The following is an 18,670-nucleotide window of genomic DNA, read 5'->3' on the forward strand; positions in this document are numbered from 1 at the left end:
GTCACGCTGATTCCCGCGCGCCCCACTCGATCGCCGGGCAGGTGTCCATCACCATCGCGACACCCGTTGCGATCGTTCGCTGGAAGGCGGCCTCGTCGATGACTCCCAACTGAAACCAGACGCCCTTCGCGCCCACCTCGACGGCCTGGTCCGCGAACTCGCCGGCCGCGTTTGACTGGCGAAAGACGTCGACGACGTCGATAGGGAACGGGACGTCCGCGAGAGTGGGATAGCCCTGCTCGCCGAGCACCGTCGGGGCGTCGGGATGGATCGGGACGATGCGCTTCCCTCGGCGCTGCAACAGCTCCGCGATCCGGAACGCCGTCCGGTCCGGATTACCGGAGAGCCCGACGATTGCCCACGTTTCCCAGTCGTCGAGCATCGACGAGACAGCTTGGGGGTCCTGCCAAGAAGTGTCCACAATCGCAAAGTACCGCCTTCGGTGTTCCAAGGGGAGTGCAAGACGGGCGTCTATCGAAGTGGTCGCTATGGCGCAATTCAGGCGCGCGTGAGTAGTAGGCCGGCATTAGCCTTCGTCGGACCTTGTGGATTCAAGAACTAGGTTCAGTCCGAGGCCGCCTCGACAAAAGGGGTGCCGTTGTGGTCAAGGACACGCTCGAAAATGGGGTTGTCAGTGGGTGGTGTCACAGTATGGACGGTCAGGATCTGCGGATGACTCGTACTCGACAGAGGGGGATTGCATGTACAAGACTCGGACGGGTCTAACTCTCGCCGCTCCACGGGCTTTTTTCGGGTGGCTAGTGGTGGCTTCAATTTTGAATTGGCTCACCGTTGTTGGTGTGGGTGTCTTCCTTGTATTTGCGCTCGCAGAGTTCGCGGGCTTGGGGGCATCGATCGCCGGCCATGTCCTCGGATGGTCCTATCTCCTCGCCGTTGTGTTCCTAACGTTGTCTTGGACGACGATCGGCGTAGTTATTGCCTTCTTTCCGCACATCATCGACATGGAGGACTGCTCGGTTAGCGCGACGTGGAAGCTCCTTATTCGGACCCGCTGGACAACCTCGACAACCGTGTACTACGGGAGTGCATTCGTTGCGATCCTCTGCGCGAGATACCTCGACGGTGGTCTTCTCGGCCAGGGCATCGTGTTTGTTGCACTGGCTGTCGCCCTAATAGTCGCGTCCCGGTTCGCGCGCTCGGCTGACCGCGAGGTTCGACGTGTCGCACGTCTTAATGCAACGACGCCCCTCTTTCTGCAGCCGGGAGGATACGTAGAGAGCGAGGAGGCGATCCGATTTCGGGCTGACTTCGGGAGTGAGTGGGTGTACCCGCCGCTTCTCGTCGATCCCGACGCCGCCCGCAAGTTCGCGAAGGCGGCACTCTCGCGGTCGCAAACCTTGTACTTCACAGGGCGGGCACTCGCGTGGCTGTTCGGCCCGATTTCATTGACAGCATTCATTTGGGTGGTTCGTGAAGATCGACCGCCGTTTGTCGTGATGCTCCCGGTCGCCCTGCTTGGGTTGGCACTATTGGGGTGGTTCTTCGAGCGATCCGCGGCGCGTTTTGAAGGGTTATCGAAGAAGTATGCGGATATCGCCGATTCGATAACGCCCGAAGTTCCTGAAGATTCTAAGTTCCCGTGCGGCATGATGACTTGGGTGGAGTTTTGTCGCCCGAGCACCCCGACGTCGCGACCCGGCACCGCATAGTCCGATATCGCTGAGCTGTCGAGCCGGATCGTGCGGATTTGCGTCATGGAAATGACCTTCCTGGTATGCAACTCGGCTCTTCGTCCACCGCACGTGTCGGCGGGGGCGAGATCGCGGTATGACCTGAATCGCAATGGTCTGTCCGCGGGCTGCACACAGGCGGGTGACCACGTGGTCCGCTACGTGGTCACCCAGTCGGGTAATGCGCGAGAGCGGCGAGCACGAAGCTCGCCGCTCTCATCCAGCAGGTCGGTCGGGGGAGGGAGACACCCCAGGTGTCACGTGCTCACCGACCGGTGAGCGCCCGGGCCTGATCTGTCAAAGCGACTGTCGCCGCGCGCAACTGGTCGACGGAGTCGAGTGGCTCCGCGTATCCGACGCGCGTCACGGCCACGCCGCGGGGGGTGGTGACGCGCAGGTCCAACCCGTAGCGGTCGGCGCCCTCACAGGTGACCGTCTTCGCATCGGGGAAACCGCCGAGCGCCTGGGCCATGGCGCGGAGGGCGTCCGCGTGGTCGGCGTTGAGGTGCTCGATCGCCGGGCCGGCATGCGGGGTGATGGGGTCTGCTGTCGCGGCGGCGTAGGACTCTTCGCTCGCCGAGTCCATTCGCCCGTAGCCGCCGACCCACCGCACACGCTGCACCCGCAGCACCCAGAGCGAGAAGTCGCTGAAGTCGATGTAGACGTGCGCAGCCGGGACGGCCGCCAGGTGCGCCTCCCGCGCGGCGGCGAGCTCTTCGCCTTCCGGGCGGTAGACGTACCCGGCGAGGGTGATGCGGGTGCTGGCCAGCGGATCGGAGGGCGGGTTCGGTGCGACGATCGCGATGCTGGCGCGGGGGTCGTGTGCGAGGTTGCGGCCGTGCTCCGCCATCTGCGACACACACAGCACGGGGGAGCCGTCGAGCAGACCGTAGGTGACGAACGACGCCCACGGGTCGCCGTCCCTGGTCAGGCTAGCGAGGGTGCCTACGTTCGTCGTGGCCGCGACCGTCCGGGCCTCCTCGGCCGCGGACGGGCGGGCCGGGTTGGCGACCTCCTCCAGCGGCGGCGGCACGGTCGGGGCGTCACCGGGATCTCCGTGATCTAGGTTCGTCATTCGTTGAACGGTACCCCGCCGGAAATTGCCGGTGGCATTGCCGTCGACCTGCGCTTACCGTTGAACTGAGGGCTCGATCGCGAAGAGGCTATGCGATGCGACCGGGTCCTCGCAAAGCGTGATCGTGGGTGATGCGAGATGACCGCGTTGGGCGTGCTGGCGCTGGTGCTGGGTGTGCTGTTGATCGTCGTCGAGGCACACGCACCGACGGCGGGTGTGCTCGGCGGGCTCGGGGCACTGTTCGTCGGGGCCGGGGTGTGGCTGCTGTTCACGTCCAGCGACACCGCACAGATGATCGCCATCCCGGCGGCCGCCGGAGTCGCGGTGGTCGGTGTGGGTCTCGCGGTGGTGGGCGGCCGGAAGGCGCTCGCCGCCGGGCACGCGCCCGTGCGCACCGGAATGCAATCCCTCATCGGATCCGACGCCACCGTCCGCAACTGGAAGGGACGGCAAGGTCAGGTCGAGGCCGCCGGAAGCCTGTGGAAAGCGCAAACACTGTTCGGGGACGACGAGACACCGACCGCGGGCGATTCCGTCATCGTCGAGCAGATCCGCGGACTCACCCTCACCGTGCGCCGCCGCGAACCCTGGGAGCTGCCGTTATGACCACCATCATCGTCATCCTGTGCGTCGTCATCACCCTCCTCGCCGTCGTCGCGAGCAGCTCGATCCGGGTACTGCGCGAGTACGAGCGGGCCGTCGTGTTCCGGCTGGGTCGGCTCGTCGACCTGAAGGGCCCGGGACTCGTCCTGCTGATCCCGGCGATCGACCGGATGGAACGGGTCAGCCTGCGGACCGTGACCCTGAAGATCCCCGTTCAGGAAGTGATCACCCACGACAACGTGCCCGCCAAGGTCACCGCCGTCGCCTACTTCCGGGTGGTCGACGCCGACCGGGCGATCGTCGAGGTCGAGGACTTCCTGGCCGCCACCCTGCAGATCGCCCAGACGACGCTGCGCTCGATCCTCGGCAAGGCCGACCTCGACGCGCTGCTGGGCGAGCGGGAACGCCTCAACGAAGACCTGCAGAAGGTCATCGATCAGCAGACCGAACCGTGGGGTGTGAAGGTCACCACCGTCGAGATCAAGGACGTCGAGATCCCCGCCAACATGCAACGGGCCATCGCCCGGCAGGCCGAGGCGGAACGCGAGCGCCGCGCCAAGATCATCAACGCCGAAGCCGAGTTCCAGGCCTCCGCGAAACTCGTCGAGGCCGCCGACGTCATCAGCCGCAACCCCACCACCCTGCAGCTGCGCTACCTGCAGACCCTCAGCGCCATGGGCGGTGAGAACAACTCCACCGTCGTCTTCCCGATGCCCCTCGACCTTGTCCGCCCGTTCCTCACCGCGGCCAAGGACGCGGCAGCGGTGGACGACGGCGACGAGCGCGCCCGGTTCGAGGCGCAGGCCAACCTCGCCGCGATGATCCCGCCCGCCGGCCCGGAGGCGCGCACACCGCACCACGCACGAAACTGACGTCGTGCCCCACCGTTCACCGTCCGGCCACCGCGCGTGCCCCGGGAGGTGACCGGAGTGCGCTTGGCTAGGGTGGACAAACAGTGGCGTCCACCCGGGCACCTGCCCCCGTCGGGGCGAGCGGAAGCGAGAGACCGATGAGCGGCACAGAGGCAGCCGACATACGGACGGCCGAGTATCCGCGACCGTCACATTTCGTGCTGCACCTCAGCGACACCCATCTCGTCGACGACGACCTGCTGTACGGGGCCGTCGACAGCGAGGCCACCCTGCGGCAGATCTTCACCGAGATCGAGTCGTCGCACGCCCGCCCGGACGCCCTGGTATTCACCGGCGACCTCACCGACCGCGGTCAGCCGGGCGCCTACGAGAAGCTGCGGGCGATCGTCGAACCGGTGGCGGCGTCGCTCGGTGCGCAGGTGATCTGGGCAATGGGCAACCACGACGACCGCGGACACTTCCGGACGGAACTGCTCGGGCAGGAACCGTCGTACGAGCCGATCGACCACGTTTACGACGTCGACGGACTGCGCATCGTCACCCTCGACACGACCGTGCCCGGACATCACCACGGGGAGATCTCCGAGAGCCAATTGATCTGGCTGGCACAGCAGCTCGCGGTTCCGGCGCCGCACGGGACCATCCTGGCGCTGCATCATCCGCCGGTGCCGTGCGTGCTCGACCTGGCGGTGCTGGTGGAGTTGCGTGATCAGCCGCGCCTCGCCGACGTGCTCCGAGGCAGCGACGTCCGGTCGATCCTCGCGGGACATCTGCACTACTCGACGACGGCGACGTTCGCGGGCATCCCCGTCTCCGTCGCGTCGGCGACCTGCTACACCCAGGACCTCAACGTCCCGGCCGGGGCGCTGCGCGGACGGGACGGCGCGCAGGGCTACAACCTGGTGCACGTGTACCCGGAGACGATCGTGCATTCGGTGGTCCCGATGGGCAGCTACGACACCGTCGGCGAATACGTCACCGCCGAGGAAACCGAGCAGCGGCTCGCGGCCGAGGGCGTGCGGATCCCGGACACCGGGGAGCACGCCGTCACGCGGGTGCGGGTGTAGTCAGCCCCTGCGCGGGAACTTCTCCCGGTACGCCATGACGTCGGAGAGCCGGAACCGGCGGTGGGTGCCGCGCATCTCGATGGGCAGCGCGCCGGAATCGGCGAGCCGGCGCACATAGGTGTCGGAGACGCCGAGGATCTCCGCGGCCTGCGACGTGGTGAGCAGGTCCGCGACCGCACCGAGCGCCACACTCTGCCCGTCCGCGAGCAGGGTGAGCAGGTCGAGCACCGCGTCGCGCGCGGGGTCGGGCAGCACCATTCCGTCGAGGGTGACGATCGGCGACCCGTCGAGGGCGGTCCGGAGCTCGGCCGCGACCGTCGAGTCGAGCGCGGAAACGATGTGGTCGATGCTCATGGGTCCACGATCTCATGAGCCCGGACGGCGGGGCCTCGCGGCGGTAGTCTTGCTGTGTGGACGAATTGCACGATCCCGACGCCTTCGAACTCGCGCGTGCCGGCCAGATCGACGTGACCCCGGAGATAGACGAGATCGGGGAGCTGCTGCGCAAGTCCGGCCGCAAACACGCCATCGACGACACGGACGAACCGTGGCGGCACGGCTACCCGTACGACGAGAAGATGACGCGGCGGCAGTACGAGAACCGCAAGCGGAAACTGCAGATCGAGCTGCTCAAGTTCCAGGCCTGGGTGAAGGAGAACGGCGAGAAGCTCGTCATCATCTTCGAGGGCAGGGACGCGGCCGGCAAGGGTGGCGCGATCAAGCGGTTCACCGAACACCTCAACCCTCGTGGCGCACGGGTGGTGGCGCTGGAGAAGCCCACCGAACGCGAACGCACCCAGTGGTACTTCCAGCGGTACGTCCAGCACCTGCCCGCAGGCGGGGAGATCGTGATGATGGACCGCTCCTGGTACAACCGGGCCGGCGTCGAACGCGTCATGGGCTACTGCACCCCCAACGAGTACCTGGAGTTCACCCGGTCTGCGCCGGAGTTCGAGCGGATGCTCGTGCAGTCGGGCATTCACATTGTCAAGTTCTGGTTCTCGGTGGGCCGGGAGGAGCAGCACGCCCGGTTCGTGTCCCGCAGCACCGACCCCGTCAAGCAGTGGAAGCTGTCACCCACCGACCTCGCGAGCCTCGACAAGTGGGACGCCTACACCGAGGCCAAAGAGGCGATGCTCTTCTACACCGACACCCCGCAGGCGCCGTGGACCGTCGTGAAATCGAACGACAAGAAGCGCGCCCGGATCGAGGCGATCCGATGGGTGCTCCACAAATTCGATTACACCGGCAAGGACCCGCGGGTGGTCGGCACCCCCGACCCGCTCCTCATCGGTTCTCCCGCAACGGTCTACGACGAGGGCGAGCGTCCGGAAGACGCGTTTCCCGCCGTCTGATCAGACGCCGGTCTCCCACGGCGCCGGGATGGGGAAGTAGTTCTCCAGGAACTGCGTCACCTTCCTGGTCCGCAACTCCAGGTCGATCTCGGGTGCGCTGCCGTCGTTGAGGCAGAAGAAGTCCATCGACCGCTTCGCGAGCAACGAGTCCATGTCGCGGAGCCCCGACTTCATCGTCGTGTCGACGTACTTCACCCGCGCCGCCGTCTGCACCACCGCGCGGCCACTCATCAACGCGTAGTAGTGATACAGCGAGTTCGTCACCGAAATGTTGGTGCTGGCGCGGAATGTGCTTGCGGCCGTGGCGGCGAACTCGTCGGGGAACTCCTTCTCCATCTCCTCCATCACACTCTTGCGGAGCGGGGTGGCGGCGTGTTCGAGGTGCCGGGTGGTCATCAGACCGAAGCGGTCCTGCAGCAGCCGGCGATTCACGCGGGCCGCGTTCTCGAAGCCGCTGCGCTCGTCGTCGTTGTGGCCCAAACCGATTCGAGTGGTCGCCTCGATGAACATCGTGATCCCGCCGGGGGAGAAGAACATCTGCGGACCCACCGAACGGCCGAAGAACATGTCGTCGTTGGAATACAGGAAATGCTCGGCGAGACCGGGGATGTGGTGCAGCTGGCTCTCGACGGCCTGCGAATTGTGCGTGGGTAGCACCGACGGGTCGGCGAAGAACTCCTCGCTCGGCATGAATGTGACCCGCGGGTCGTCGGCGAGCCACGCCGGACGGTCGGAGTCGGTGGCGACGAAGATGCGGCGGATCCACGGTGCGTACATGTGCACCGATCGCAGCGCGTACTTCAGCTCGTCGATCTGCCGGAACCGGGCGGCGGAGTCGTCGCCCTCGCCGACCACGTAGCTCTGCATCCGCTTGGCGCGCTGCGCCTGGAACTCCGCCGACGACCCGTCGACCCAGGAGAACACCAGGTCGACGTCGAAATTGATATCCGACGCATGGTCGGCGAACATGTTCTCGATGGTGGGCCACACCCGTCCGAACCGCTCGACGGTGCCGCGGACCGCCTCCTCCGAGCGCACCACACGCCGGGTCAGGGAGTTCTCCATCGGCAGCACGATCTCGTCGTCGCTGATCGACCACAGCTCGATCTGCACCCCCGTCGACGCCCCGTAACTCAGGCCGCTCGCCAGGTGCACGCGCGGACGGAACAGCCGGAAGATGCGGGCCTTCGACGTCGCGGACAGGCTGCCGTCGGAGACCAGGACCGCGGGACCCTTGGCGTCGACGGTCTTGGAGTAGAACGGACGGTCCTCACACGCGGCGACCAGGGCCGCCCGCAACGCCTTCCGCTGCGCCCAGTTGACGGCGATGACCGGGCGCTCGTCGTTGCCCCGCACCAGCAGATACTCGATCCCGGCGCCGTCCAGGACGTCGCGGACGAACAGCAAGTCCTCGACCATCGCCTCGTGCGGCGTGGTGTGCGTGATCGGCAGCGCGAAGCGGCCCTTGAACCGGACCACGTCGGCGCGGTCGCGCAATCTCGACGCCGCGGCGGCGGAGGCATGGGCAACGGCGTCCGCGGTCTCCTGCTCCGGGGGTACGAAGTAGACGTCATGCGGAGCGGAGGATTGAGTAATGTCGGGCCTTTCGGTGGCTGTCGCGAGTGCGATCCTGCCCAGTCTAGGCGCTGCGGTGCGGCTACCGCCTTCGAGTAAGCGTCGGACGCGAAGTACCACGTCGGACGCTTCCCGGCCGGAATCTGTTAGGAAGGACCCATGGCCGATCGCACCGGGGACATCGACGCAACTGATCGGGATGCCTGTCAGGCTTTCGAGGACGTCGTCGCGCTCCTGAACTATCCGATGTTCGTGGTGACCACACGGTCGGAAGACGAGATGTCGGGGTGCCTCGTCGGGTTCGCGTCGCAGGTCAGCATCAACCCGCCGCGCTTCCTGGTCGGACTGTCCAACAAGAATCACACCTTCTCGGTGGCCTCGCACGCGGAGCGTCTGGCGGTGCATCTCTTGACCCGTGACCACGTCGCGCTCGCGACGCTCTTCGGCGCGCAAACCGGGGACGAGATCGACAAGTTCGCCCGATGCGACTGGCATCCCGGCCCGCACGGGCTGCCGATCCTGGACGATTCACCCGCGTGGTTCAGCGGCCGAATCCTCGAACGACTCGAACTCGGTGACCACGTCGCGTTCCTCCTCGCCCCGGAGACCGGATCCGCCCCGGACGACCTCGGGCAGCTGGTCACCTTCTCCGACGTGCGCGACCTCGAACCCGGGCACGAGGCGTGATGCCGCAGATGCGCAAGCTGAGCAGCGGTGCCGACGAGGTGTCGGCGGAAGAGTTCTACCGCGACCCGCCGGACGGGGTACGGGTGAACATGGTTGCCAGCCTGGACGGTGCGGCGGCGTTCGGCGGACGCGTCCGGCCCCTGTCCGACCCGGTGGATCACCAACTTCTGCGTGCGATGCGTGCGTATGCCGACGTGGTTCTGGTCGGGGCCGGCACCGTCCGCGCCGAAACGTACGGACCGGTGCAGCTGACGGAGGAACAGGCTCGGTATCGACTCGAACGGTGGGGACTCGACGCACCACCGCCGATTGCTGTCGTCACACGAACGGGCAACGTTCCGCCGGATTCGCCATTGTTCGCCGGTCGTGTCAGGCCGATCGTCGTCACCACCCGACGGGTGGCAGAAACGCGCGGGGCAGCACTCGGGGAGTCGGCGGACATCGTCGTGGCGGGTGACGACAGCGTCGAGATGCCTGCCCTCATGGCCGCTCTGCGGGACCGCGGGTTCGGCCGCATCCTGTGCGAGGGCGGCCCCACCCTCCTCCACGATCTCGTCACACACGATCTGGTGGACGAGATGTGCTTGACCCTCGCCCCGCGATTGGCCGGTCCGCAAACACTGCCCGCATCGTCTGGCCCGACAGTGCAAGCGCCGCGCACACTTTCACTCGAGCATGCTCTGATCAACGACGACTTTCTCTACCTGCGCTACGGCCGGGGAAGGCAGCGCGGCTGACGCTGCCGTCAGTCCAGGACGGTGAAGAACGAATCGCCGTCCTCCGCGGACCCGTCGATCTGCCCCCGGTCGGTGCGCGAGTCCTGCACGATGACGCCTTCGACCACGTCGGCGTGCTTGTTTCCGAACACCGGAATGTCGATGTCCTCCTCGTCGATGACACGGTCGACGTCCTCGCTCAGCTGGTCGTCGGGGAGATCCGCCAACGACACCTCGCTCTGCTCCTCGAGCATCACGTCGGGCTCTTCCTCCGACAACTTCTCGTCGAGGGACTCACCCTCCCGCTCCTCGCGCGCCGTGGTGCCGAACTTGTCGGCCTCACTCCACCCGTCGGGCGGATCGACGACGTCGTCGCCGTCGTTGTTGCGCACGTCGTCGGAGTCCAGGCTCTCGCTGGGGCTCAGCGTGTCACCGGGCCCGTCTTCGATACTCATAACCATCAAATGCCCAGATCAGGCCTGGTTGAAACTTCGATGGGAGGCTCGGCGCGGGATGCTCGGGAAACATGAACGCGGCATTTGAGCCAGATTCGTCGATGCGTGCTCAGATGTCCAAATTGTCTGGTAAACCTTCTCCATGGAAACGCAGGCAGGGTGGTATCCCGACCCTTGGGACCATCGAAAGCAGCGCTTTTGGGATGGTCGAACGTGGACTGCTCACACAGCGGGGCGACCGCACGCCTCATCCGGTCTATCGGCGCCCCTGCCGAAAGCCCAGCAGAAACGTCGCCTGACGCCACCGGCGGCGGCCCCCGCTCCGCAGCCAAACAAGACTTTACGCTCTGGGCCAAACAGCAAGAGAGGCTTATGGTTAGCCGGCGGCATACTAGTCGTCGGCGTGGTCTTCGTGATGATTGCTGCCAGTATGAGCGGCGGTAACGACAAATCAACTGCAGCGTCAACTTCAAGCCGAACGCACACGGTCCGGCAAGTTCCAGCTGCGACGGCGACCGCGGCTGTGCCGCCAGTGCAGGCTTCGCCGCGGGCTGTGGTCCCCCCACGACCACCGATCACTGTGGTGCCGCTTCCGCCGCCCCCACCTCCAGTTCCACAAACGGGCATTGGGAAGCCCGTGCGGGACGGAAAGTTCGAGTTCATCGTGCATTCGTGGGACGGCACGACGGCCCAGCTGTCGGTTACAAACATCAGCGATCGGCCGTACTCGCTTGCGATGTCCTCGCAATATCTCTTCGATGAACAAGGCCGGAAGTTCGAGCCGGAATTCGACTGGACGTCCGACCTGGCGTTTGCCGATCTGAATCCTGGTCAGACGGTTTCCGGTGCCCTGTCATACATCCTCAGTGGGGCTGTTGGGGATCACCTGGAATTGCACGACTCGATGTTCTCGGGTGGTGTGGACGTCAAGCTGAACTAGCCGGTTGTGCGGTTTGTAGGTGCCGAACACCGGCGCCACGGTCCATGCACGTCGTCCGTCAGGATCGGGTCTGTTGTACCTGACCTGCTGCTGCCGGTGAAGCCAGATCACTCCGCAACGCCTCGAGTGCCGCGATCTGCGCCGGCGACCACGGGGCCGAATTCACCCGGCTCGAATCGAGGTGCACGAGTACGACGGTGAGCTCCGCGGCTTGCACGCCGTCCTGCTCGATGGTGATCCGGAGGGTCAGCGACGTGCCTCCGAGCCGGTCCAGGGTGACGGTGACGTCGGCGTCGCCGGTGAACAGCTCGCGCCCGAAGTTGCTGACGACGCTCACCACGGCGGTCTGTGTGACCGGGTCGAGCAGGTCGCCGCACGCCTCGACGATCGCCCGGGACCACGCCGCGCCCGCAGCCTCGTGCGCGCAGTAGAACGGCACATGGCGGCTCACGGATGCCGGCGCGTCCGGCCTGGCGTTGTTCCGCAGGGCAATCGTGTAACGAGGCATGGATCGGACATTACTTGCCGTCCGGACGCGGAGAGCAGTCGGCAGCCGCAACTACTGGCGCGGATTGAAGGTGACGATGAGTCTCATCCGGGCGTACGGCCAGCGTATGCATTCCTGGTCCGTGTGCCGAGCAACTCGGGCGGGGTCGCGATCACCATGTGAAAACCGAACTGCGCGAACACATCCAGGGCAGAAATGTTCAGGCTGTGGGGTCCTGGCGAAGGCGAAGAAGCCGATGAACGTCGGCGGTGATGGACATCGGTCCCATCGTGCCCTGACTCATTCGGCGATTCGCTCCCGCCCACCGCTGAGGTCTGCCAACTCTGCGGCCACGCGCCCCGCCTGCCATCCGTGTGCGTTGGTCACCGAATGCGACGTCGTGACGACGGACGGGAACTGTTTCTCGAACACCGAACCCACCGCCTCGGTGCGTTCGGTCATGATCGGCACCAACTCCTTGCCGTACTGACTGGATGCGTCGCGGCCGGCTTGTTCCCGGGCGATCGCCAGCCGTTCCCCGATCCGGGAGGCGAACGCGAGCAGAAATGAGCGGCGGAAGCTGGGTGAGCGCTTCACCCGGTCACCGCCCGCCACACTCAACGCGTGAGAAGCCTGAACGAGCAGCGAAGTGAACAGCATTTCGCACAGGTCCAGGTCGATCGGCATCCCGACCATGCTGACGAGGCCGAATCGTTGATGCCAGAGGACACGGACGCTGTTGGAGTCCGCGACACAGTTCAGCAACTGCACTTTCGCTTCGGGGTACGGGTTGTCGACGAGCAGTCGGCGCGTGACTACTTGATCGCTCAGTGAGGTGTGCGCCTCGGCGTCGACCACGGCGCTGTCGATCGCATACCGGGTCATGAGATCCTGCGCCTTCGCCGAGAGGGTCGCTGCCTCCTCGGCGAACGTGGTTGCTTCGGCCTTGGCCAGCAGGCCGCGGATTCGGGACAGCACCTTGGGTTCGGGACCGTGCTTGGCGGGCCGTGACGCCGCCGCCCCGGCGACCCAGTTCGGTGGGGTGGCCATCAGGGGCGTCATGGGGATCAGATAGCTGCAGAAGCCGAGAAGCGACAGGATCGCCGTCCAGGTGTCCGTCGGATCGGCGTTCTCCGCGGCACGCCAGGCCGATAACCGGCCGCGGGCAGGTGCGTCGTCCGGGCCGATGTTCAGCTCGTCGAGCTGCTCGCGCCACAGTGCGGGTGCGCTCTTGTGCGCCGAGGTGCGGCCTGCATGCGAACCGATCGCAGCAACCGTTAGCCGGGCGGTGCGCGCACCGAATTCCCGGCGCACCGCGTGCACCAGCTCCAGCGGCTGCCACCCCGAGTCGAACGCGTGGTCCATCGACGCGTCGATCATCTGCGAGGCTCGATCGAGGAGAGCCGCCGCAGATCCGGAACCGTCGAGTGCTGCCAACTGGCCGACCGTCCGGCGCAGCGACTCCGCATTCGCCGACGGCCCGAAAGCGAACTCGATTCCCGCGAACACCAACGATTCGGCGTCGAAGTCGGGACGGAACTCACGATGCTGGCGGGTGCCGCTACGCTGCTGTTTCTTGCGTTTGCGTGCGGCACGGTTCTGCTGGCTGTTGCGGCTCACGGCGCCCTCCTCGCTCGGTATGACCAGTCATGTTCCTACCAGGACTCTCCGACATCGGCGAAGGCCCCCGCGCCTCGGGGACTATTCGAACAACCCGCGGAGGTCGTCGGCGTCGAGGCTGGAGCTGAGTAGGGAGTCGGCGTCCATCACGCTCGCGAACAGAGCCGACTTCTTCGCCTTCATCGTCATCACCTTGTCTTCGATCGTGTCCTTCGCGATCAGCCGATACACCATCACGTTCCGGGTCTGCCCGATGCGATGCGCCCGGTCGACGGCCTGAGCCTCCGTTGCCGGGTTCCACCACGGGTCGAGGATGAAGCAGTAATCGGCCTCCGTGAGGTTCAGCCCGAAGCCGCCGGCCTTGAGGCTGATCAGGAACACCGGGGCGGCGCCCTCCTTGAACTCGCGGAGCACGTCGCCGCGACGACGGGTGCTGCCATCGAGGTAGCTGTGCGCGATCCCGGCGTCCGCGAGCCGGTCGCGGATCTTGCCGAGGAACCCGGTGAACTGGCTGAACACGAGTGCCCGGTGACCGCCCGCGACGACGTCGGCGAGCTGCTCGAGCAGGGCGTCCACCTTCGCGGACGGGACGTCGTGGTATTCGGCGTCCACCAGACCGGCGTCGAGGCTCAGCTGCCGCAGCAGGGTGAGCGACTGCAGGATCGTGAAGCGGTTCTTGTCGACGTCGGCGAGCAGGCCGAGGATCTTCTGCCGCTCACGCTGCAGGTGGGTGTCGTAGACCTTGCGGTGCCGCGGGTGCAGTTCGACGTCGAGTACCTGCTCCTGCTTGGCCGGAAGGTCCTTCACCACTTGCTCTTTGGTGCGGCGCAGCATCAGCGGCTTCACGCGGCGGCGCAGCTGCGCCAGAAGTTCCGTGTCGCCCTGCTTCTCGATCGGCTTGCGGTAGTAGTCGGTGAACCGGGCCGGATTCGGGAACAGTCCCGGGGCGGTGATCGACAGCAGCGACCACAGCTCCATCAGGTTGTTCTCCATCGGCGTGCCGGTGATCGCCAGCTTGAACGGAGTCTCGAGCCGTCGGACGCACTGGTAGATCTTGGACTGATGGTTCTTGGTGAACTGGGCCTCGTCGAGGATCATCCCCGACCACGCGGACTCGGCATACGCCTCGAACTCCAAGCGGAACAGGGTGTACGACGTGACGACGATGTCGGCGCCCTCGACCAGCTCGTCGAAGGGAACGCGCCGCCGGGATCGGGTGTCGGAGATCGCGACGACGGTCGCGTCCGGGGCGAAGCGCGCCGATTCGGACTCCCAGTTCGACACGACACTGGTCGGCGCGATGATGAGGAACGGCGGCGCGGTCGGATTCGACTGCCGCGCATGGCAGATCAACGCCAGCGCCTGCAGCGTCTTGCCGAGCCCCATGTCGTCGGCGAGGATGCCGCCCAGCCCGTGCTCCCACAGGAAGGTCAGCCAGCGGAAACCCTCCAGCTGATACGGACGCAGCTGGGCGTCCAGCGTGCTCGGGGCTTCCGCGGGCCCGATGGTGGTGGGCGCGAGCAGACCGTCCACCTGCTGCCGCCACTGCGTCGCCTGACGTTCGACGGTGCCGAGCGCGGCGAACTCGTCCCACAGGCTCGCCTGGAAACGGCTCAGCCGCAACGTCCCGTCCGCGCGGTCGCGGAGGGCCCGCGCCTCGTCGATCAGCTTCCGCAGCGTGTGGAGTTCGGGTTTGTCGAGGGAGAAGTAGGCGCCGTCGGGCAGCAGCAACTCGCTCTTCCCCGCGGCCAGCGCCGAGAAGACCTGGTCGAACGGCACGTCCCGGCCCTCCACTGTGAGGGTGACGCCGAGGTCGAACCAGTCGGTGCCGCCCTCGGATGCGGTGACGGACACCCCGATGGCCAGGGAGTCGCCGGCCTCCCGGTAGTCGGCGGGTTCGCCCGAAACGTCGATCGACACGTCGGACTTGCCGTGGAGCAGGGGCAGGACCTCGGTGGTGAACCGCATCGTGTCGAGTCCGCGCAGCGCCGTCGCTTCCGGACCGCCCGACCCCAACCCGTATCTGTCCCAGGCGATGTCGAGCTCGTCGAGAAGTGCGCGCTCGCGGGCGTCGTCCCGGTACTCGTCGCCGGGGGTCCGGGCCGACAGCGGCGCACGGTGCTCGTCGTCCCCGACGGTGTACAACCATTCCCAGTCGACGGCGACCTCGTGGTCGGGGAGATACTCCGCCCGCATCACCAGGGTGGGCTCGGAGATCTCGGGTGGGACGAACGAGCCGTCCGAGGAGATCACCGTGGCAAGGTTGCGCAACTTCGGCAGGAAGTCCGTCAGGAAACGGGCTTCTTCGGCGGCGGGAACCTCGATGGGCGTGCGGCGGCGCACCAGATCCTGCAAGGGGCCGGGCACGACGGAGTCGAGGCGCGCGAGGTGTATGCGGTCGTCTGCGTCGACGTAGAACAGGCCGTGGGCCCGGACTCCGATGAAGCCGACGGTCACTGCGTCGACGGGTTCGGCGTCGACGCGGACCACCGGGCGCACGACGAGAGCGCCGGTGGAATCGTCGCGGGTGGCGTCGAGGCAGACCTCCGCCGAGCGGTAGGGGGTGAGCGCGCCCACCCGCTTGGAGGAGTGGATGAGCTCCACACCGACCCGGGTCGCCTCGTCGAGCAGCGACCACAGCTGGCGGCTGGGGAAGACGCTGAGATCGAGATCGGTGTGGTTCTGGCGGCGGTACGTCAGACCCCCGACGGACAGCAGATGAATCTCGTGCAGCACCCGGATCTGCCCGGCGGGATGCTGGAACTGGCTGCCCAGCTTGTTCCACGCCAGCCCGCCGACGATCCAGCCCTTGCTGCCCGGTTGGACGGGCCGCACCAGCAACTGGGGTGCCGCGTCGGCGGCCGACGCCTGGACCCGGAACTGGATGGCGAGCGGCGAACGCCCGCCGGAGTCGCCGAAGGGATCGGCGGTGAGCAGGGAGCCGAGCGAGCGTTCCCAGGTGGGCGCGACCGCCGCCTGGGCCTGGGACCTCGCCTGTTTCATCGCGGTGATCAGCAGGGCGGCGACGTGCTTGCAGTTCATGCCGACCGGACACGTGCAGATCCCGTACCGGTACACGGTGCGGCCGCTGCTGGAGACGATGAACGCCGACGCGGAGTACGGCTCCCTCGCCGTGCCCGCCACCTCGCCCCACAGCTCCTTCGCCGCCGGATCCCACGACATTTGGATTACCGCGTTGTCGCGGGCGTACTGCTCGCCGCGGGTGTAGGTGGTGGTGCCGAGGACCGCCTTGATCGACGCCACGTCGATGTCGCGCAAGTCCCCGGGAAGCATGGCCACAGAGTAGTCAACCGATCCGACACGGTCGCCGGGGTGCGGTGACTCCCACCCCAGGGTTCCTTGTTCCGCACCTCGCCTGATCGGAGACTTCGGAGCGTCGGGGGAAACCCATGGATCGGAGAGAACATCATGGCCGAGATGGTCGAAGCACACCAGAAACATCGCACAGGTGCAGTCGCGCGAACACTGATCACCGTGTACGGAATGGTCGTCTACGCGACGTTCCTGATCGTGTTCCTGTACGCGATCGGATGGGTCGAGGGGCTCGTGGTGCCCCACACGATCAACGACGGCCCCGACGCCCCCGTAGCCGTCGCCGTGGTCATCGACGTGGCGCTGCTGACGGTTTTCGCCATGCAGCATTCGGTGATGGCCAGGCCCTGGTTCAAGAAACGCTGGACCAGGATCGTCCCGCAACCGATGGAGCGCTCGACATACGTCCTGTTCGCCACGGCCGCGCTGGCGCTGCTGATGTGGCAATGGCGTCCGCTACCCGACCAGATCTGGGACGTGGAGACCGACTGGGTCCGCGTCGTGATCTACGTCGTGTCGCTCAGCGGGTGGGCCCTCGTGCTGGCGGCGACGTTCGCCATCGACCACTTCGACCTGTTCGGGCTCCGCCAGGTGCTGCGGAATCAGAGCGGAAAGTCGGCTCTGCCCAGTCACTTTCGGACACCTGTAATGTACCGGGTGATCCGGCACCCGCTGTATGCCGGCTTCATCATCGCGTTCTGGGTGGCGCCGACGATGACCTGGGGCCGGTTGTTGTTCGCCGTCGGGACCACCGGCTTCATCCTGGTGGCGGTGCGTTTCGAGGAGCACGACCTGGTCGACACGTTCGGCGACGACTACCGCACCTACCGCTCGCGGGTGCCGATGCTCGTCCCGAGGGTCGGCTCGCGAGGGCGCTAGGCGTCACAGACCCCCGGCGACGTCGATGGTCGTGGCGGTGACGTAGGACGCCTGATGCGACAGCGCCCACAGCACCGCTTCGGCGATCTCCTCGGGCTCCGCGACCCGGCCGAGTGGCACCTTCCCGGCCACTCGCCCGGGTCGTTCCGGATCGCCGGCAGCGGCGTGGATGTCGGTGTCCGTCGTACCGGGAGCGACGCCGACGACGCGGATGTTCGCGCTCGCCAGTTCCCGCCCGAGTCCCACCGTGAAACTGTCGACGGCCGCCTTGGAGGCCGCGTACCCGACGTATTCGCCCGGTGCGCCGGTGCGGGCCGCGATCGAACTGAGATTGACGATGACGCCGGGGCGCCCTGTTCGGATCCAGTGCTCGGCGGCCGCGCGGGCGTAGGCCATCGCCCCGAAGACGTTGACGTCGAACACCTCCCGCACCACCTCGTCCGGGGTGGTGAGGAACGTGCCGAGCGCGCCGGTGGTCCCCGCGTTGTTGACCAGCGCGACCAGCTGACCGCGTTGGTCGGCCGCATCGACGACGGCGACGGCCTCATCCGCGTCGCGGACGTCTGCCCGCACGGCGGTGGCGCGGACACCGCAGTGGTGGACGAGTTGCTCGGCGGCCTCGTCGTCGTTCTGGAACGTGAACGTCACCTGATAACCGCGATGGACGGCGAGGCGCACCACCGCTGCGCCGATGCCGCGGGATCCGCCGGTGACGAGGATGTGTTCGGACACGATACGAGCGTATCCGGGCGATCAAATGCGGACCAAAGCTGACCGCTATCGGTTCTACGGTGAGTGAAACCGATTCGCCGACGCAGGAGGACCGCATGACCGTCGATCCGATTCCCGAGGGCTACACCACCGTCACACCGTGGATCATCTCCCGCGACACCGCCGCGCTCATCGACTACGTGAAGGCGGCGTTCGACGGCGAGGAAGTCGGACGGATGGTGGGCGAGGACGGCACCATCGGGCACGCCGAGGTGAGGATCGGGAACGCCATCGTGATGATGTTCGACGCGCGACCCGACTGGCCGCCGACGCCCGGGTTCCTCCGCCTGTACGTCGACGACGCGGAGGCGGTGCTCGCGCAGGCCGTCGCCGCCGGCGGCACGCTGGTGACGAAGGCGACGCACCTGTTCTGGGGCGACGTCGTGGGACGCGTCCGCGACCCGTTCGGCAACCTCTGGTGGGTCCAGACCCACATCGAGGACGTCGACGAGGCGGAGATGACGAGGCGCATGAGCGACCCGACGTTCACCGCCGCGATGGACTACGTGCAGAGCGCGGACTTCTTTCCCGGGCGATAACCCGG

Annotated in this window: 19 protein-coding genes; 10 read left to right on the forward strand and 9 right to left on the reverse strand. The window is 66.6% G+C overall.

Going from position 1 to position 18,670, the window contains the following annotated elements:
• Nucleotide 1 precedes the first annotated feature (1 nt).
• Nucleotides 2–421 (reverse strand): CoA-binding protein, encoded by a 420-nt coding sequence (locus tag QM693_RS14870; protein WP_283352729.1) that lies wholly within the window; start codon nucleotides 419–421, stop codon nucleotides 2–4.
• Between the two features lie 280 nt (nucleotides 422–701).
• Here QM693_RS14870 and QM693_RS14875 point away from each other — a divergent pair, with 280 nt between their 5' ends.
• Nucleotides 702–1,670: a hypothetical protein gene (locus QM693_RS14875; RefSeq protein ID WP_283352730.1), complete on the forward strand. Its 969-nt coding sequence runs from the start codon at nucleotides 702–704 to the stop codon at nucleotides 1,668–1,670.
• Between the two features lie 286 nt (nucleotides 1,671–1,956).
• On the opposite strand, the gene QM693_RS14880 is transcribed toward QM693_RS14875, so the two are convergent.
• Nucleotides 1,957–2,766: a HugZ family pyridoxamine 5'-phosphate oxidase gene (locus QM693_RS14880; RefSeq protein WP_283352731.1), complete on the reverse strand. Its 810-nt coding sequence runs from the start codon at nucleotides 2,764–2,766 to the stop codon at nucleotides 1,957–1,959.
• 138 nt (nucleotides 2,767–2,904) lie between these two features.
• Between QM693_RS14880 and QM693_RS14885 the strand changes: the two genes are divergently transcribed.
• The 3 genes from QM693_RS14885 (at nucleotide 2,905) to QM693_RS14895 (ending at nucleotide 5,308) form a co-directional block, all read left to right on the forward strand.
• A complete protein-coding gene (locus tag QM693_RS14885; protein ID WP_242322779.1) occupies nucleotides 2,905–3,372 on the forward strand; it encodes an NfeD family protein in 468 nt (155 codons plus the stop codon).
• Nucleotides 3,369–4,241 (forward strand): slipin family protein, encoded by an 873-nt coding sequence (locus tag QM693_RS14890; RefSeq protein WP_283352732.1) that lies wholly within the window; start codon nucleotides 3,369–3,371, stop codon nucleotides 4,239–4,241. The genes QM693_RS14885 and QM693_RS14890 overlap by 4 nt, the downstream gene beginning before the upstream one ends.
• 137 nt (nucleotides 4,242–4,378) lie before the next feature.
• Nucleotides 4,379–5,308 (forward strand): phosphodiesterase, encoded by a 930-nt coding sequence (locus QM693_RS14895; protein WP_280781993.1) that lies wholly within the window; start codon nucleotides 4,379–4,381, stop codon nucleotides 5,306–5,308.
• On the opposite strand, the gene QM693_RS14900 is transcribed toward QM693_RS14895, so the two are convergent.
• Nucleotides 5,309–5,662: a helix-turn-helix domain-containing protein gene (locus QM693_RS14900; RefSeq protein ID WP_283352733.1), complete on the reverse strand. Its 354-nt coding sequence runs from the start codon at nucleotides 5,660–5,662 to the stop codon at nucleotides 5,309–5,311.
• Between the two features lie 56 nt (nucleotides 5,663–5,718).
• Here QM693_RS14900 and ppk2 point away from each other — a divergent pair, with 56 nt between their 5' ends.
• Nucleotides 5,719–6,663 carry a polyphosphate kinase 2 gene (gene ppk2 / locus QM693_RS14905; protein ID WP_011594601.1) on the forward strand — a complete coding sequence of 315 codons (945 nt, stop codon included), beginning with the start codon at nucleotides 5,719–5,721 and terminating at the stop codon, nucleotides 6,661–6,663.
• Here ppk2 and QM693_RS14910 read toward each other — a convergent pair whose 3' ends face one another.
• Nucleotides 6,664–8,358 carry a stealth family protein gene (locus tag QM693_RS14910; protein ID WP_248949628.1) on the reverse strand — a complete coding sequence of 565 codons (1,695 nt, stop codon included), beginning with the start codon at nucleotides 8,356–8,358 and terminating at the stop codon, nucleotides 6,664–6,666. It lies immediately after the preceding gene.
• 39 nt (nucleotides 8,359–8,397) lie between these two features.
• Between QM693_RS14910 and QM693_RS14915 the strand changes: the two genes are divergently transcribed.
• Together QM693_RS14915 and QM693_RS14920 are read left to right on the forward strand one after the other, a co-directional pair.
• On the forward strand, nucleotides 8,398–8,925 hold the full coding sequence (locus QM693_RS14915; protein ID WP_009474339.1) for a flavin reductase family protein: 528 nt from the start codon (nucleotides 8,398–8,400) through the stop codon (nucleotides 8,923–8,925).
• Nucleotides 8,925–9,662, forward strand: a complete 738-nt coding sequence (locus QM693_RS14920) for a pyrimidine reductase family protein (RefSeq protein WP_283352734.1) — start codon at nucleotides 8,925–8,927, stop codon at nucleotides 9,660–9,662. Before QM693_RS14915 ends, QM693_RS14920 begins: the two co-directional genes overlap by 1 nt.
• Nucleotides 9,663–9,670: 8 nt before the next feature.
• Here QM693_RS14920 and QM693_RS14925 read toward each other — a convergent pair whose 3' ends face one another.
• Nucleotides 9,671–10,102 (reverse strand): hypothetical protein, encoded by a 432-nt coding sequence (locus tag QM693_RS14925; RefSeq protein WP_283352735.1) that lies wholly within the window; start codon nucleotides 10,100–10,102, stop codon nucleotides 9,671–9,673.
• Nucleotides 10,103–10,238: 136 nt separating this feature from the next.
• Between QM693_RS14925 and QM693_RS37850 the strand changes: the two genes are divergently transcribed.
• Nucleotides 10,239–11,036, forward strand: coding sequence for a DUF4352 domain-containing protein (locus tag QM693_RS37850; RefSeq protein WP_502942639.1), 798 nt, complete (start codon nucleotides 10,239–10,241; stop codon nucleotides 11,034–11,036).
• A 58-nt stretch (nucleotides 11,037–11,094) separates the two neighbouring features.
• Here the strand turns inward: QM693_RS37850 and QM693_RS14935 are convergent, their stop codons facing one another.
• The 3 genes from QM693_RS14935 to QM693_RS14945 all read right to left on the reverse strand — a co-directional run bounded on the left by QM693_RS14935 (nucleotide 11,095) and on the right by QM693_RS14945 (nucleotide 16,437).
• Nucleotides 11,095–11,544, reverse strand: a complete 450-nt coding sequence (locus QM693_RS14935) for an acyl-CoA thioesterase (protein ID WP_283352736.1) — start codon at nucleotides 11,542–11,544, stop codon at nucleotides 11,095–11,097.
• Between the two features lie 279 nt (nucleotides 11,545–11,823).
• A complete protein-coding gene (locus QM693_RS14940; protein WP_283352737.1) occupies nucleotides 11,824–13,143 on the reverse strand; it encodes a DUF2786 domain-containing protein in 1,320 nt (439 codons plus the stop codon).
• An 81-nt stretch (nucleotides 13,144–13,224) separates the two neighbouring features.
• Complete coding sequence (locus QM693_RS14945) at nucleotides 13,225–16,437, reverse strand: DEAD/DEAH box helicase (RefSeq protein WP_283352738.1); 3,213 nt, start codon at nucleotides 16,435–16,437, stop codon at nucleotides 13,225–13,227.
• Nucleotides 16,438–16,572: 135 nt separating this feature from the next.
• Here QM693_RS14945 and mddA point away from each other — a divergent pair, with 135 nt between their 5' ends.
• Nucleotides 16,573–17,355: a methanethiol S-methyltransferase gene (gene mddA, locus QM693_RS14950; RefSeq protein ID WP_283352739.1), complete on the forward strand. Its 783-nt coding sequence runs from the start codon at nucleotides 16,573–16,575 to the stop codon at nucleotides 17,353–17,355.
• Between the two features lie 3 nt (nucleotides 17,356–17,358).
• Here the strand turns inward: mddA and QM693_RS14955 are convergent, their stop codons facing one another.
• The gene (locus QM693_RS14955; protein ID WP_280781986.1) at nucleotides 17,359–18,087 is read right to left on the reverse strand and encodes an SDR family NAD(P)-dependent oxidoreductase; all 729 of its coding nucleotides are present in this window, start codon (nucleotides 18,085–18,087) and stop codon (nucleotides 17,359–17,361) included.
• A 95-nt stretch (nucleotides 18,088–18,182) separates the two neighbouring features.
• Between QM693_RS14955 and QM693_RS14960 the strand changes: the two genes are divergently transcribed.
• Nucleotides 18,183–18,665, forward strand: coding sequence for a VOC family protein (locus tag QM693_RS14960; RefSeq protein WP_283352740.1), 483 nt, complete (start codon nucleotides 18,183–18,185; stop codon nucleotides 18,663–18,665).
• Nucleotides 18,666–18,670: the final 5 nt, after the last annotated feature.

It is taken from the genome of Rhodococcus sp. IEGM 1305, from assembly GCF_030058635.1.
GTDB lineage: Bacteria > Actinomycetota > Actinomycetes > Mycobacteriales > Mycobacteriaceae > Rhodococcus_F > Rhodococcus_F opacus_D.

Coding starts and splice junctions, on each gene's coding strand:
- QM693_RS14875 (WP_283352730.1), top strand. CDS start 702: ATGTACAAGACTCGGACGGGTCTAACTCTCGCCGCTCCACGGGCTTTT.
- QM693_RS14880 (WP_283352731.1), bottom strand. CDS start 2,766: ATGACGAACCTAGATCACGGAGATCCCGGTGACGCCCCGACCGTGCCG.
- QM693_RS14885 (WP_242322779.1), top strand. CDS start 2,905: ATGACCGCGTTGGGCGTGCTGGCGCTGGTGCTGGGTGTGCTGTTGATC.
- QM693_RS14890 (WP_283352732.1), top strand. CDS start 3,369: ATGACCACCATCATCGTCATCCTGTGCGTCGTCATCACCCTCCTCGCC.
- QM693_RS14895 (WP_280781993.1), top strand. CDS start 4,379: ATGAGCGGCACAGAGGCAGCCGACATACGGACGGCCGAGTATCCGCGA.
- QM693_RS14900 (WP_283352733.1), bottom strand. CDS start 5,662: ATGAGCATCGACCACATCGTTTCCGCGCTCGACTCGACGGTCGCGGCC.
- QM693_RS14915 (WP_009474339.1), top strand. CDS start 8,398: ATGGCCGATCGCACCGGGGACATCGACGCAACTGATCGGGATGCCTGT.
- QM693_RS14920 (WP_283352734.1), top strand. CDS start 8,925: ATGCCGCAGATGCGCAAGCTGAGCAGCGGTGCCGACGAGGTGTCGGCG.
- QM693_RS14925 (WP_283352735.1), bottom strand. CDS start 10,102: ATGGTTATGAGTATCGAAGACGGGCCCGGTGACACGCTGAGCCCCAGC.
- QM693_RS37850 (WP_502942639.1), top strand. CDS start 10,239: ATGGAAACGCAGGCAGGGTGGTATCCCGACCCTTGGGACCATCGAAAG.
- QM693_RS14935 (WP_283352736.1), bottom strand. CDS start 11,544: ATGCCTCGTTACACGATTGCCCTGCGGAACAACGCCAGGCCGGACGCG.
- QM693_RS14945 (WP_283352738.1), bottom strand. CDS start 16,437: ATGCTTCCCGGGGACTTGCGCGACATCGACGTGGCGTCGATCAAGGCG.
- mddA (WP_283352739.1), top strand. CDS start 16,573: ATGGCCGAGATGGTCGAAGCACACCAGAAACATCGCACAGGTGCAGTC.
- QM693_RS14960 (WP_283352740.1), top strand. CDS start 18,183: ATGACCGTCGATCCGATTCCCGAGGGCTACACCACCGTCACACCGTGG.